The organism is Pedobacter sp. BAL39, from assembly GCF_000170795.1.
Lineage (GTDB): Bacteria > Bacteroidota > Bacteroidia > Sphingobacteriales > Sphingobacteriaceae > Pedobacter.
Window position 1 is genome coordinate 19,961 of sequence record NZ_ABCM01000029.1, and the last position, 15,052, is coordinate 35,012.

The 15,052-nt window shown below is 46.5% G+C and carries 14 protein-coding genes; 11 read left to right on the top strand and 3 right to left on the bottom strand.

Annotated elements, in window-relative coordinates; translation table 11 throughout:
- Positions 1-11: 11 nt before the first annotated feature.
- Positions 12-1,550: an aldehyde dehydrogenase family protein gene (locus PBAL39_RS23175; protein ID WP_008246292.1), complete on the bottom strand. Its 1,539-nt coding sequence runs from the start codon at positions 1,548-1,550 to the stop codon at positions 12-14.
- Positions 1,551-1,873: 323 nt separating this feature from the next.
- Between PBAL39_RS23175 and PBAL39_RS23180 the strand changes: the two genes are divergently transcribed.
- The 7 genes from PBAL39_RS23180 (at position 1,874) to PBAL39_RS23210 (ending at position 7,742) form a co-directional block, all read left to right on the top strand.
- The gene (locus tag PBAL39_RS23180; RefSeq protein WP_008246295.1) at positions 1,874-3,277 is read left to right on the top strand and encodes a lipopolysaccharide assembly protein LapB; all 1,404 of its coding nucleotides are present in this window, start codon (positions 1,874-1,876) and stop codon (positions 3,275-3,277) included.
- A 65-nt stretch (positions 3,278-3,342) separates the two neighbouring features.
- Positions 3,343-4,110 carry a phosphosulfolactate synthase gene (locus PBAL39_RS23185; RefSeq protein WP_039867560.1) on the top strand — a complete coding sequence of 256 codons (768 nt, stop codon included), beginning with the start codon at positions 3,343-3,345 and terminating at the stop codon, positions 4,108-4,110.
- 21 nt (positions 4,111-4,131) lie between these two features.
- Complete coding sequence (locus PBAL39_RS23190) at positions 4,132-4,875, top strand: shikimate dehydrogenase (protein ID WP_008246298.1); 744 nt, start codon at positions 4,132-4,134, stop codon at positions 4,873-4,875.
- Position 4,876: 1 nt separating this feature from the next.
- Complete coding sequence (locus tag PBAL39_RS23195; protein ID WP_008246300.1) at positions 4,877-5,461, top strand: gliding motility protein GldD; 585 nt, start codon at positions 4,877-4,879, stop codon at positions 5,459-5,461.
- A gap of 11 nt (positions 5,462-5,472) precedes the next feature.
- On the top strand, positions 5,473-6,111 hold the full coding sequence (locus PBAL39_RS23200) for an MBL fold metallo-hydrolase (RefSeq protein ID WP_039867572.1): 639 nt from the start codon (positions 5,473-5,475) through the stop codon (positions 6,109-6,111).
- 16 nt (positions 6,112-6,127) lie between these two features.
- Complete coding sequence (locus tag PBAL39_RS23205; protein ID WP_008246310.1) at positions 6,128-7,360, top strand: ABC transporter permease; 1,233 nt, start codon at positions 6,128-6,130, stop codon at positions 7,358-7,360.
- 16 nt (positions 7,361-7,376) lie between these two features.
- A complete protein-coding gene (locus PBAL39_RS23210; protein ID WP_008246311.1) occupies positions 7,377-7,742 on the top strand; it encodes a hypothetical protein in 366 nt (121 codons plus the stop codon).
- Here PBAL39_RS23210 and PBAL39_RS23215 read toward each other — a convergent pair.
- Both PBAL39_RS23215 and mqnB read right to left on the bottom strand, forming a co-directional pair.
- Entirely contained in the window at positions 7,739-8,584 is an 846-nt protein-coding gene (locus PBAL39_RS23215) for a menaquinone biosynthesis family protein (RefSeq protein WP_008246312.1), read from the bottom strand. The two genes, PBAL39_RS23210 and PBAL39_RS23215, sit on opposite strands and share 4 nt — an antisense overlap.
- Before the next feature lie 57 nt (positions 8,585-8,641).
- Positions 8,642-9,274: a futalosine hydrolase gene (gene mqnB, locus PBAL39_RS23220; protein ID WP_008246313.1), complete on the bottom strand. Its 633-nt coding sequence runs from the start codon at positions 9,272-9,274 to the stop codon at positions 8,642-8,644.
- A 72-nt stretch (positions 9,275-9,346) separates the two neighbouring features.
- On the opposite strand from mqnB, the gene PBAL39_RS23225 reads away from it, so the two are divergent.
- The 4 genes from PBAL39_RS23225 to PBAL39_RS23240 all read left to right on the top strand — a co-directional run.
- Entirely contained in the window at positions 9,347-9,757 is a 411-nt protein-coding gene (locus PBAL39_RS23225) for a 6-carboxytetrahydropterin synthase (protein ID WP_008246320.1), read from the top strand.
- 12 nt (positions 9,758-9,769) lie between these two features.
- Entirely contained in the window at positions 9,770-10,402 is a 633-nt protein-coding gene (gene folE, locus PBAL39_RS23230) for a GTP cyclohydrolase I FolE (protein ID WP_008246323.1), read from the top strand.
- A 22-nt stretch (positions 10,403-10,424) separates the two neighbouring features.
- Complete coding sequence (gene fabD / locus PBAL39_RS23235) at positions 10,425-11,306, top strand: ACP S-malonyltransferase (RefSeq protein WP_008246325.1); 882 nt, start codon at positions 10,425-10,427, stop codon at positions 11,304-11,306.
- A 36-nt stretch (positions 11,307-11,342) separates the two neighbouring features.
- On the top strand, positions 11,343-15,052 hold a 3,710-nt coding region (locus PBAL39_RS23240; RefSeq protein WP_232283004.1), incomplete at its 3' end, for a HAMP domain-containing sensor histidine kinase.

A 15,052-nucleotide genomic window follows, 5' to 3' on the forward strand; every position in this document is an offset into this window, starting at 1 on the left:
ATGTTTGTTTGCTAGAGGTCGAATTTGATGCCTTGTGCCAGTGGCAGTGTATTGGAATAGTTGATGGTATTGGTTTGGCGGCGCATGTATCCTTTCCATGCGTCGGATCCGCTTTCCCTGCCGCCGCCTGTTTCCTTCTCTCCACCGAAGGCGCCACCGATTTCGGCGCCGGAGGTGCCGATGTTCACATTGGCAATGCCACAGTCGGATCCCGATGCCGAAAGAAACTGTTCTGCTTCGCGGAGGTTGAGGGTCATAATGGCTGAGGAGAGGCCCTGAGGTACATCGTTTTGCAGGGCGATGGCTTCTTCCAGAGTTTTGTATTTGATGAGGTACAGGATGGGTGCGAAGGTTTCTTCCTGCACGATGGCGAAGTGGTTTTCTACTTCTGCCACGCAAGGTTTTACATAACATCCCGATTCATACGGGCTGCCTTGCAATACAGCCCCTTCGACAACAAAGTTGGCACCCTGCTGGATTCCCTTTTCTATGGCATCCGCGTATAGGGTGGTCGCTGCCTGGTCAATCAGTGGGCCTACATGGTTGTGCTGATCCAGGGGGTCACCGATGCGGAGCTGTGCGTAGGCGCTGACGAGTTTATTTTTAAAGTCTTCATAAATATCCTCATGGATGATGAGCCTTCGTGTGGAGGTGCACCTTTGTCCGGCGGTGCCCACGGCACCGAATACGGCACCGATGACGGACATGTCGATATCAGCATCTTTAGAGATGATGATGGCATTATTGCCGCCCAGCTCAAGGATGCTCTTGCCGAACCTGCCTGCTACAGCTGAAGAAACCCTTCTGCCCACTTTTGTAGAGCCCGTAAATGAAAGCAGCGGGATGCGCTGGTCGTTGTTCATCAGGTCGCCGACCGCATTGCCAATCAGCAGGCTGCTGATGCCCTCGGGGAGCTCATTTTCTTTCAGCACTTCGGCAAGGATATTTTGGCATGCAATGGCACATAGGGGAGTTTTAGAAGAAGGCTTCCAGACGCAGACATTACCACATACCAGTGCGAGGGCTGCATTCCAGCTCCATACCGCTACGGGGAAGTTGAAGGCGGAGATGATGCCAACGATGCCCAGCGGGTGCCATTGTTCATACATGCGGTGGTTGCTGCGTTCGGAATGCATGGTGAGGCCATATAGTTGTCGCGACAAACCAACGGCAAAGTCGCAGATGTCGATCATCTCCTGCACTTCACCAAGGCCTTCCTGCAAGCTTTTCCCCATTTCGTAGGAGACGAGTGTGCCCAAGGCTTCCTTTTTAGTGCGGAGTGCATCACCAAGCTGGCGGACAAGCTCGCCACGTTTTGGTGCAGGCTGAGTCCTCCAGAACAGAAAGGCCTCGCCAGCCTTTGCCATAACGGTGTTATAGTTTTCTTCTGTTGCAGTCTCTACCGAGGCAATCTTACTCCCGTCGACCGGCGAATAGCTGTCTATAGCCGGACCATTGCTGAGGGAAGCGGCATTGCTGCCGCTGCTGTATCCTGGATTTAAGGACTGGATGCCCAGTGTTTCCAGTACGGAGGTGATGTTTGTTTTCATAAGTCTGTGATGCTGACCCGGAAGGGGTTGACAATTGCGCTACAAATCAACAAAAAAATAGCAACAATATATTTTCGTGACGTCAATTTTACGAGACTTGGATTAAAGTTCCGTTATTTTGTACTATAATTCTGAGCTTCCCCTATGTCGTGCTGAAAATGCATCTTGATTTTCAATTGATGTTTTGTTAAAATAAATACTATCAGCAGGTTATCAATTGAGTTGTTTGTATGTTGATAATTTTTTCATGTATCCTAATATAAATGTTGTAAACTTATGATGTGTATATAAGATAGGGGATCTGTTCTTTAATTATTAGCGATATGGAAGAGGAGTTTTATTTTGATTTTAGTGATGATGCGCAACGTTCTGTAGAACGTTATGAAGAGATGATACGCAATGAGGATCAGTATTTTTTTGATGCTCAGGCTTTTGAGAATATCATCGATTATTACATCGAGAAAAGTGACCCTGTAAAGGCGCTCCAGGTAATAGAGTACGCCGTTAACCAACACCCTTATGCTGCTGTTTTTCTGGTCAAGCAGGCGCAGCTGTATTTCATTACCGACCAAATCGAAAGGGCGTTCCTTTCCTTGCAGAAAGCGGAATTGCTGGAAGCATCAGAGGCAGAGATTTACATCCTCCGCGGCAATATTTTCAACAGCCTGGAACGTTATTCGGAGGCGCTGGATAATTTTCAGACCGCACTGGGACTTGCGGAAACTACCGATGAGATCCTGCTGCAGATCGCTTACGTTTACCAGAACATGCTGGACTATGAACAGGCGATTGTGTACATCAAACAGAGCCTGGAGCAGAATATGGAGAACAAAGACGGCTTATATGAGCTGGCTTTTTGTTACGATATCCTCGATAAGCAGGAGGAAAGCATTAAATTTTACCAGGAGTATATAGACAATGATCCGTATTCGTATGCGGCATGGTATAACCTGGCGAACTCTTATCATAAGCTGGATCTTTATGAGAAAGCGATTGATGCTTACGATTACGCGATCCTCATTAAGGATAACTTTGCTTCCGCCTATTACAACAAAGGAAATGCATTGGTTCAGCTGGACCGTTATGCAGAGGCCATCGCCGTATATAAACAGACGTTTGAATACGAACCACCTAATGCAGATACCTACTGTGCCATCGGCGAGTGTTATGAGAAGCTGGAGCAGATGGATGAGGCACGTTCTTATTATAAGAAGTCGGTGAAGATGGATCCGAAGATGGCTGATGCCTGGTTTGGGATCGGTGTGACGTTGAATTTTGAGGAGCGGATCTTTGAGTCACTTCATTTTTACAGAAAGGCGCTGGAGCTGGACGGGGAGAACCCTGACTTCTGGTTTGCCATGGCTGATGCCTGTTATAAACTGGGCCAGATTGAGCAGTCGATAGAGGCCTATTACAAAGTGCTTGAGTACAACCCCGTAGACGTAGAAGCCTGGCTGGATTTCTCTACCTTATTATATGAGCAAGGGCGTTTACTGGAGGCTTCAGAGACCATTCTTGATGGCATCAAGAACAATCCGGATGCGGCTGAACTGTATTACCGCATGGTGGCTTACCTGCTTGCGCTGGGGGAGCGAAATGATGCGCTGATTTATCTGGAGACCGCCCTGGTAACTGACCCTGACAAACACTATATATTATTTGAATATCTGCCGCAGCTACAGGACAATACTGCAATTATTGAAGTAATTAACCGTTACGTAAAATAATCTGCCTTTTTTATTAGAAAAAGCTGATAAAAACTGTCCATTTTTTTTTCACCTTTGTGAACAATATGAATTACCCTTTAAATAATATACCCGAGAGATCAGTTAAGCCGCGCAACAAAGGACTCACCATGGTGATGGACAAAGGACTCAGTCTAAGGCAAACTGAAGACTTTATTGAAGTAGCGGGAGTACACAGCGATATCGTTAAATTAGGTTGGGCAACATCATTTGTCACGCCGAACCTGAAAGAGAAATTAGCCATATATAGATCTGCAGGCATACCTACCTATTTTGGAGGGACATTATTTGAAGCCTTTGCCATCAGGAACCAGTTTGATGATTACCGCCGTGTGCTTGACCAGTTCGGTATGGAGTATGCGGAGGTTTCAGACGGCTCAATTACCATTGAGCACGATCTGAAGTGTCAGTATATTGAGCAATTATCGAAGCAGGTTACTGTAATTTCTGAAGTGGGATCGAAGGATGCTGCCAAGATTTTTGCACCCTACAAATGGATCAAGCTGATGAATGCGGAAATCCAGGCGGGTTCGTGGAAGGTGATTGCTGAAGCCAGGGAAGGTGGAAATGTAGGGATCTACAGGGGTTCAGGCGAAGTTCGTGAAGGTCTGGTCGATGAGATCCTGACGCAGATTCCTGAAGAAACCATCATCTGGGAAGCCCCACAGAAGGAGCAGCAGGTATGGTTCATCAAGTTGCTTGGTGCCAATGTCAACCTTGGTAACATTGCGCCTGCAGAAGTCATTCCTCTGGAGACGATCCGTCTCGGACTAAGGGGAGATACCTTTGATCATTTTTTAAATCTGAATAAGTAAACAGCGGGCTTAAGATACATCATGCGCAAATTCGGCTTAATTGGTTATCCGCTGTCCCATTCCTTTTCCAAAAAGTATTTTACGGAGAAGTTTGAGCGGGAGCATATTGACGATTGTGCCTATGAGCTGTATCCGATAGCCACTACAGACGAATTTCCGGCGTTGCTGGTGGCGGATCCGGAGTTGCGTGGCATTAATGTCACCATTCCGCATAAGTTGTCGGTGATGGAACACCTCGATGCACTTGATGCAGCAGCGGAGGCCATCGGGGCAGTGAACTGTGTAGACATTCGTCCTGGAGCCGGCAAGCCAGCGCTGAAAGGATACAATACAGATGCTTACGGATTTGAGGTTTCGCTGAAACCTCATCTGAAAGACCATCATCAGCAGGCACTCATCTTTGGCGATGGTGGTGCTGCAAAAGCGGTAAAGTATGTGCTCAGGAAATTAAACATCCCTTTTCTGACAGTAATGCGGAACCCGGTAGCGGGAGCTGTCCTTTACAAAGACATCGATGGGGTCATATTGAAAAGCCATACCCTCCTGATCAACACGACTCCACTGGGCATGTCGCCGGACTACGACAGCTGTCCTGATATTCCTTATGAAGCATTGGGGCCACTGCACCTGGCTTACGACCTGGTATACAACCCGGAGCTGACTACCTTTCTGTCGAAATCACTGGCGCAGGGAGCTGCGGTGAAAAACGGACTGGAGATGTTGCACCTGCAGGCAGAACGGTCCTGGTACATATGGAATTCCTGATATGAAAAGATATTTTCCCGTTTTACTGGTGATCCTGACGGTAGCAGCTGCAGCCTGTGGAGGTGGAGATTATTCACCAAAGCCCAGGGGTTATTTCCACATTGAATTACCCAAAAAAGCCTATCAGCATTTTGAACAGGGCTGTGCTTATTCCTTTGATTACCCGGTATATGGGCAGATGCTGCCTGATGACAGCAGGGATACACGCCCATGCTGGTATAACCTTTCATTTCCGCAATTTAATGGCCGTCTGCATTTGACTTACTATGATGTGAGCTCGAAACAGGCCTATGCCGCGTTGGTGGAAGATGCGCGGACATTTGCCTTTAAGCATACTGTTAAAGCAAATGCCATCGACCAAAAGCTGATCAATTATCCTGATCGGAAGGTTTATGGCATCTATTATGCGATAGAAGGGAATACCGCATCTTCTGTACAGTTTTTTCTGACAGACAGCGTGAAACATTATTTCAGGGGAGCCCTTTACTTTAATGAGCGGCCACAATATGATTCCATTCAGCCTGTGGTTGGCTTTATCAAAAAGGATATTGATCGTCTGATCAGTACCTTTAAATGGAAAGACTAACAGCTAAAGATATGATCAGTATTCAGCGATTTACATTTAACCCTTATCAGGAGAACACGTATGTATTGTATGATGAAAGCGGAGCCGCTGCCATCATTGACCCTGGGATGTACTATCCTGAGGAGCAGAATGAGCTGGTACGTTTCATCAGGGAGCAACAGTTGAAACCGGAGCTGCTGCTCAATACCCATTGTCACCTGGACCATGTGTTCGGGAACAAGTTTGTATATGACAACTGGAGTTTAAAACCGCAGTTTCATCAGGGGGAGCTTGTCATTTTGCAGGCTATTCCTGGTTACGCACCACAAATGGGGCTCAGCTATGAGCTGTCCCCGGAGCCGGAAGTCTTTTTGCCTGAGCAGGGCACTGTGGAATTTGGTAAGAGTGCGCTTGAGTTGATCTTTGTACCCGGCCATTCCCCGGCGCATTTATGTTTTCATGCAAGGGAAGACGGTTTTCTGATCGGTGGAGATGCTTTATTCTACCGGAGCATCGGAAGAACAGACCTCCCTGGAGGCAATCATGATCAATTGATCAGCAGTATCAGAAATAACTTGTTTATATTGCCTGATGATTGCGTTGTTTACCCCGGCCATGGACAGTCGACTACCATCGGTTTTGAGCGTGAGCACAATCCATTTTTACAATAATTGTTAATCCACAACATTGAATACAGCTTTTTATATCGCCCGCAGGTATCTTTTTGCCAAGAAGTCTACCAACGCGATCAACATCATCTCCACGATTTCAGTATTGGGGGTTTTTGTTGGCAGCGCGGCGCTGATCATTATCCTTTCTGTATTCAATGGCTTTGAGGAAGTGGTGCTGAAGATGTTCAATACCATGACCCCACAGGTGGTGATCATGCCTGAAAAAGGCAAGACTTTTGAGCCCGGTACTGAATATTTCCAGCAACTGAAACTGGACAAGTCAATCTATTCTTATGTGGAAGTATTGTCTGAAAACGCTTTGTTAAGGTATAACGATAAACAATCCGTTGGTCTGGTGAAGGGAGTTGGGCCAGAGTACCTGAAGAACAAAAGTCTGGACAGTACGATCATCGACGGGCATTTCCTATTGGGAGCTGCAGATGCGGATTACGCCGTAATTGGTTCTGCGATACAGAACTTCCTGATGGTGAATACTACGGATCCTTTCAATCCACTGCAGATCTATTCGCCCAAGAAAGGGGCACGACCGTCAAACATTAATCCGGGGGATGACTTTACGATGTTGTCCATTCCGGTGTCTGGTGTTTTTGAGGTGCAGCAGGACTTTGATAATGTGGCTATTGTACCCCTGGCATTTGCCAGAAGATTGCTGGATGAGCCGACTAAGATCTCTGCAATAGAGATCAACCTGAACAAGGGTGTTGATGCTGACCAATTTAAGGACAAGCTGGAACAGACCATCCCTAAAGGTTTTGAGGTGAAGGACAGGATCCAGCAAAATAAGGTGCTGCACAATATCCTGGGGAGTGAGAAATGGGCAGTTTATATCATTTTAACCTTCATCCTGATCATCGCCATTTTTAACATTATTGGCTCGCTAACGATGCTGGTGATCGACAAGTTAAAGGATATTGCCATTCTGAGTAGCCTTGGTGCGGGCAAAAAACTCATCAAAAGAATTTTTCTTTTTGAGGGCATGATGATCACCATGGCAGGCTGTATCGCCGGGCTGACGGTGGGGTTCATCTTTTGTCTGCTGCAGCGGGAATATGGGATGGTCAAAATGTCAGAGGATAACCTCATGATCACAAATGCTTATCCCATAGCGTTAAAATACAAAGATTTCCTGCTGGTTTTTTTTACTGTGACGGTGTTCTCTTTTATGGCATCAGCTTTGTCATCTAATCTTAGCGTCAAAAAGGTGGACCAGCTAAATAAAGATCTCTAATACTATGAATACATCTATGAAAACCTTACTGTGGTTAACTGTACTTTCTGCCTTTATTGTTGCCTGTAACTCGAATCCTAAGCCGGCGGAGCAGGAGCAGGGAAGGGTAATGAAAGGGTTGTACAGCTACGGGCCGGAGATCAAGTCTTTTACCGATTGTGAGAAGGGGAATGAATACTGGGTTGCGGATAGCGCAAAAACACTTGAACTGGCTTATAGTAACTTCGATTTTGAGAAGCCCTATGAGCCAGTATATATAGAGGTAGAATGTCATGTAGTGAAATCTGACAGCCTGATTGTTTCGGCGGATTTCGATTCAACCATGGTGGTAACCAAGGTGTTGAAGATCACCAAGGAGATTCCTGATGGTCCCTGTAACTAGGACATCAGGTAAAGCTCCTTTGTAATGCGCTTGATGAGGCCGTTTTGCTGCGCCAGGTCAAACATCACATCAATTGCCTTTCTGCCCTCAGGGCCAAGGTCTATTGAATATTTATTTACATACAGCTCAATGTGTTTGTACATGACCTCTTCGCTCATTTCCTGGGCATGGTGGCGGATGAACTCAATCCCTGATTTGGGATTTGCAAAAGCATATTCTACAGATTTCCTTAAAATGCGGTTTACCTTTTCTTTCAGCTTGCGGTCCAGCTTTCTATTGATGACAATGCCTCCAAGTGGGATGGCACAGCCGGTTTGCTGCTCCCAGTAGCTTCCAAGGTCCATGACCTTATGCAGTCCCTTGTCCATATAGGTGAACCTGTTCTCATGGATGATCAGACCGAGGTCGATCTTCTCGTCCAGCAGTGACTGCTCAATTTCAGAGAAAACCATTTCCTGCTTTTCCACTAAATGGGGAAAAGCAATGCCCAGGAGAAAGTTGGCGGTTGTATATTTTCCAGGAATGCCCACACGAAGGTTCTTATTCAGGTTGTCCGGGTGGTTAGCGAGGTATTCATTTTTAGAGATGAGCATAGGGCCTACACCAAAACCAAGGGCACTTCCGGCATCCAGCAACTCATATTGATCATAGACGTGTGCAAAAGCGTGAAAGCTGAGTTTGCTGATGTCGAGTTCAGCTCTTATTGCCTTTTGGTTAAGGGTTTCCACATCGTCGAAGAAGACTTCAAATTCAAGTCCTTCCGTATCAATTTTATGGTGGATGAGCGCATCGAAGATAAAGGTGTCGTTTGGACAGGGAGAAAATCCGAGAGTAAGTGTCATGATTTTATTTTTTATTTCAACTGTAGTCAAATGTAATGACTACAGCGGAAGCAAAGGTTATGCGTTTGTCAAAAATCGGATTGCCCAAAGATTAAGGCTGGCGATGGCCGGGCCAATCTGCCATCTTTCGCGGTTGCGGGGCTCTACGTAGTTGGAGATGCTCCGGACCTGAATTGCGGGAATCTGCAGCTGCGCTGCGGCGTAAAATACTGCGGCGCCCTCCATGCTTTCTGCAACCGGTTGGAAGGATGTTACGGCCTGCCGGATGCTATCAGCGTTGCCGTGCACTTTGTTAACGGTGATTCCCTTCACTCTGGGCAGTTCATCTAGGATGGCTGTGACCGGTCCACCAGTACTATGGTAGCTGCTCTTTCCAAAACCAAGCGTTTCTATGGGCAGGAAGCGGTCATGGTCTTCTGCACCCAACTCGGAGAAGGTGTCACTCACGATATTCACCAGGCCTCCAAGGGGTAAGGAAAAGTCAAAGGAACCTGCAATTCCCAGGTTGAGCACAAGGTCATAGCTTTGGTTAAGGTATCTGCCTAATGCAAAAGCGGTGGCGGTCATCCCTACGCCGGTGATGAGCACATCAAAATCCGCTGTTTCTATAAAATCAGCATCAGGCAGGTCAAAATGTTGGATCAGCAGGTTAATTTCCGGTGCCGTTGCGGCGACGATCAGCAGCTTCATGCCCCCTAAGTTATAGATTAAACCTTTCTACTTTAAGCTTTCTGCGTATATTTGTCAACAACATAACCGATAATGATATACATAACGAGAAAAGCATCATTTAACGCTGCCCATAAGTTATCCAGGCCCGACTGGTCGGAAGATAAAAATACAGAGGTTTATGGTAAATGCGCCAATCCAAACTGGCATGGGCACAATTACCAGCTGTATGTGACTGTTAAAGGCGAGATCAATCCTGAAACGGGCTTTCTGGTAGACCTTAAATGGTTGAAGGACCTGATCAACAATGCTGTGGTGGAAAAGATCGACCATAGAAACCTGAACCTGGATGTTGACTTCATGAAAGGCAAGCTGGCATCGACAGAAAACCTTGTCATCGCCATCTGGGATGAGCTGGCAAAACTGATCGCCGGATCCGGCGCTGAATTACACGCAATAAAAATCTACGAAACCGAAAATAATTACGTCGAATACTTCGGTTAAGCAATTTTACATATGACCAATCATACAGATCATTTCGATGAGCAGGAGGACGGATATATCAAGATAGACCGTTACAACGAAGCGAAAACTGCTTCTATTGCAAATCATTATACAGATATACTGAGCAAGCTGGGAGAGAATCCTGAGCGCGAAGGTTTAATCAAGACACCGGAGCGTGTAGCAAAGGCCTTGCAGTACCTTACCCATGGATATGACCTGAACCCTGCGGAGATTCTGCGCGGAGCCATGTTTAAGGAAGACTATAGCCAGATGGTGGTGGTGAAGGACATTGAAGTTTTTTCTATGTGCGAGCACCACATGCTGCCATTTTTTGGGAAAGCACACATTGCCTACATTCCCAACGGGCATATTGTCGGACTGAGCAAGATCCCAAGGGTGGTAGATGCTTTTGCAAGACGGCTGCAGGTACAGGAGCGACTGACGAATGAGATCCGGGACTGTATTCAGGACACTTTGAATCCAGTGGGTGTTGCAGTTGTCATCGAGTGTAAACACCTGTGTATGGCCATGCGGGGGATTCAGAAGCAGAATTCTGTCACCACCACCTCGGCATTTACAGGAGAATTTTCTAAAGATAAAACACGGGCAGAGTTTTTGAGGTTAATCACTGCCAACCTACATTAATAAAAAGAATTAAGCATAATTTATGAAAGCATATTTATTCCCTGGACAAGGTGCGCAGTTTTCGGGCATGGGCAAGGAACTGTACGAAAATGAAAAGGCAAAAGCACTGTTTGAACAGGCCAACGATATTATAGGGTTCCGCATCAGCGACATCATGTTTGCTGGCAGCGATGAGGAACTTAAAGAGACTAAAGTTACCCAACCTGCGATTTTTCTTCATTCTGTGATCCTTGCGAAAACCTTAGGTGAGGATTTCAAGCCTGATATGGTTGCGGGGCACTCTTTAGGTGAGTTTTCAGCGCTGGTAGCCGCTTCAGCATTGTCATTTGAGGATGGGTTGAAACTGGTGATTGCACGTGCCAATGCCATGCAGAAAGCATGTGAATTGCAGCCTTCCACGATGGCGGCTATTCTGGGACTTGCAGATGAAGTGGTGGAGAAAGTATGCGAAGGCATCGATGAGGTGGTCGTTGCGGCCAATTACAATTGTCCCGGACAGATTGTAATTTCCGGAAGCATCGAAGGTGTAGACGAGGCTTGCCAGCAGCTGACTGCGGCAGGAGCGAAACGTGCACTGAAGCTGAATGTTGGTGGTGCATTCCACTCTCCGCTGATGGAGCCGGCACGTCTGGAGCTGAAAGAGGCAATTGAAAATGTAACCGTTCTTCCACCAGTATGTCCGATCTATCAGAATGTGGATGCATCGGCCTATACCGATCCTGCAATGATCAAGGCCAACCTCATTACGCAGCTTACAGGTGCCGTGAAATGGACACAGACGATTGAACGTATGATTGCCGATGGTGCTACGGAATTTGTTGAGGTGGGGCCAGGCAACGTATTGCAGGGGCTTGTTAAAAAAGTAAACCGTGCCATGCCTGCAAGTGCAGCAAGTATCGCTTAGGCGGTTTGTTTATTTCCTTATTTAAACAAAGTCAGCGTGAGTGTAACGGGTAAAATAAGAATTCTTTTATTGATTTTGGGGGCCTGCTGTATCGGTACGGCCCTTTCTTTAAAGAGCACAATCAGTAGGAAGGAATTGCTTGCCCATGAAGCTGCGCAACTCCAGGAAAACCTGAGGGCCAAAGAGCAGGTGGTATACGACCTGATTTCCGATCCGCAACGCCTGGAAGAGGTTGCTCAACTGCCCCACAATGATCACAACGAGTTAAGTTTCATCAATACCTACTGTAATGACGGACTGAGCTTGCTGATCTATGAACACTCGGAATTAAAATTCTGGAGCTCGTTGGATGCCTTTCCATCAAATCTGGATGCCATTGACGAGGGCTCTTCTTTCCTGCAGTTTCCAAATGGATGGTATGAAGTCATCCGGAAGACCAAAGGCAATACCGCGCTGGTTTTTCTCATTGCAGTAAAAAACCAGTACAACATCCAGAACCAATACCTGAACAACGCCATTTCTCCGTATTTGCTGGCCTCCAATTCGCTATCTCTGGCTTCCTTTGTGGATGCTGAGATCTATGGCATCAATAATCATGACGGGAAGCTGCTGTTTGAGGTGAAGCTGAAGCAGGGCTACTCCAAGAGTGTCTATGCCACCATTGAGGTATGGCTATGGGCAATTGGTATTTTCAGTTTTTGTCTTTTCTTCAATGCCCTGGCCGAATGGCTGGCAAAAAAAGGAAAGCTGCTGTCTGGAACAGTGGTGCTGGCGATATTTTTCGTATTGCTGCGGGTAACGGACCTCGAGTATGGATGGTTTAATCACCAGTTCAACCTCATGATTTTCAGTCCGACGATTTATGGGGAGAGTTTTTTCATGCCCTCGCTGGGGGATTTCCTGCTGAATGTGCTCGCCTTTACCTGGGTCACCTGTTTCATTTTCAAACATCGGTACAAATACATGCTTCCCCGCTGGCTGCTGCGGAGTAAGGTCGGCGGACTTGCCTTTCATCTGGGGCTGCTCGCCTTGTTTGGTTTGCTGGGCTTATTGTGCAACCAGATCTTTCTGGGGCTGATCATCAATTCGAAGATCAATTTTGACATTACCAATATCATCAACCTGGGCTGGGTTAGCTGGGTCAGTATCCTGATCCTGTGTCTGGTATGGTTCAACCTTTACCTGATCATACACATTTTTATGCTGCAAAGCATGCAGTTGAAAGTGACGAATAAGGAACGGCTCATCCTGTTTCTGGGCGCCTTTGCCTGTTATCTTATTTACCGGCTGGAGACGGGTTTTAGTATCTTTTTCATTGTTTACGCAGTCTTCATTTTTATCATTGCCTGGAACCTGTACCTGCAGGATGGGGTGTTGTCCATTGGGATTTTCGCGGCTTTATTTTTCTGTCTTGCTTTTATATCTTCGGTGAAATACCTGAAGTTCATCGACATCAAGGAAAAGAACAAACGGTATTCGATTGCTCAGAAGCTGGAGTCTGCCGACGACCCAAAGATCATCAGTTCCATAGAAAACCTGGAGGTAGGCGTGTATACCGATAGTTTTGTGGCTGATTATTTCAAGCAGCCGGCATTGCGACGTTCTGATATTCTTCAGCGTCACATCAGTAAACAGTTTTTGACGGGCTACCTTTCCAAGTTCGAATATGCGCTGTATGGGTACGATGGACGTGATTCCTCCATTTCCGGAGAAGGTGTCCCCCTGAGCTATTATAAAAAACTGGTACAATCGGGGACCGTAAAGGCCTCTGAATCGAACTTTTTCTACCGTCTGAACGATACGTTCGGTTATCAGAATTATTTTGGCATCATCCCCATCTTTGAGGATAACCATATTCTTGGTACGCTTGTAATTGAGTTGAAATCCCAGCAGTACAATTACAACAGTCTGCTGCCGGAGATCCTGATCGACGGCAAACACACCAGTGAGATTGACTATAACAATTATTCTTTTGCCTTTTACAGTTACGGCAAGCTGGCCACCCAATGGGGTAAATTCACCTATAAGCTGTATGGGGATGAGTTTAAGGCGATGCTGAAGAAACCTCAGCTCATCTCCGATAGCCTTGGTTATACACACCTGGTATACAGACCTATTCATTCGAAGCTGATCGTCATCAGTAAGGAAAAGGTGGATTATGTCACCAGGCTGGCGACGCTGTCTTTCTTTTTTCTCGTATTCATCATTTTCTCCGTCATATTGTATGGGTTGAACTGGCTGCTCAGAAACATCAATGCCAACTGGGGTGGTTGGTTCAACATCAATCGTTCCTTGATGATCAATGCCAATAAGATCCTGTATAAAACGAGGATACAGTTTTCCATTGTGCTTTCTGTGGTTGCTACGCTGATTATTGTAGGCTGGACCACTTATTTTTACATCCGTGATGAATACCGGAAGCAGCAGGAGCGCTACATCAGGGAAAAAGTCCGAAAGGTGCAGCTGTCTTATGAGAAGAGTATTTTTAAAGATGGTATACCTGCCGTAGGTGATAAATCTGTGCATGAGTTTAACCAGTTTGCAGACCTGAATTCTGCTTATCTCAATCTTTTTGATACCAACGGAACGTTATTGTATACCTCATTGCCGCGGATTTATGACCTGGGCATCATTGGGCGCAGGATGGGGGCGGATGGTTATATTCACCTGCACCAGATGCAGCGGTCGGAATACATCAATGAGACAGAGCGGATCGGCGATTTTACCTATTCTTCTGCATATGTGCCGATCAGGAATTCGATGAACGAAACCGTTGCCTATATGGGCTTGCCTTATTACGCCAATGAGGCCGACTATCAAAGTAAGATCAATGTATTTATCAATACGCTGATCAATATTTATGCTTTGGTATTTGTGGCTATTGGTATCCTGGCGGTATTCCTTGCCAATCAGATCACCAGTCCGCTGACTTTTATTCAGGAGAGCATCCGCAAGACGAAACTGGGGCAGAAGAACCAGCCCATTCAGTGGTCCCGGCACGATGAGATCGGCTCACTGATCAAGGAGTACAACAAGATGATTTCGGCACTGGAAGACAGCGCGAGCAAGCTGGCGAGGTCGGAACGTGAGATTGCCTGGAGGGAAATGGCGAAGCAGGTGGCTCACGAGATCAAAAATCCGCTGACACCGCTGAAACTGGGTGTGCAACTGCTGGAGAAATCGTGGCGGGAGAAGGATCCTAACTTCGAGAAGAAGTTTGAGCGGTTCAATAAGTCTTTTGTGGAGCAGATCGACAGCCTGGCGTCTATCGCATCGGAGTTTTCCAATTTTGCGAAAATGCCGGACACGAAGCTCGAGCGTCTGGAGCTGCTGCCCATTATCCAGCAGGCGCGAGATGTATTCACCAACACAGAAGGGGTAGAAATTTATATCCTGAACCATACAAGTGGCGACTTGATGGTACAAGGGGATAAAGACCAGTTGCTGCGTACGTTTAACAATTTACTGAAGAATGCAATCGAAGCCAGGAAAGCAGACATGAAGTGTCTCATCAAGATCAACATCCTGATTGATGAAAACGAGGTGCTGGTAGAGGTTGAAGACAATGGTAAAGGCATTCCTGAAGCTGAGCAGGAGAAAATTTTTGTGCCGAACTTCACTACCAAATCATCAGGAACGGGGCTGGGGCTTGCCTTTGTGAAGCAGGCCGTAGAGAATGCCGGTGGCATTGTATCCTTTAAATCCCATGTCGGTAGCGGGACGGTGTTTTACCTTACCTTTCCTTT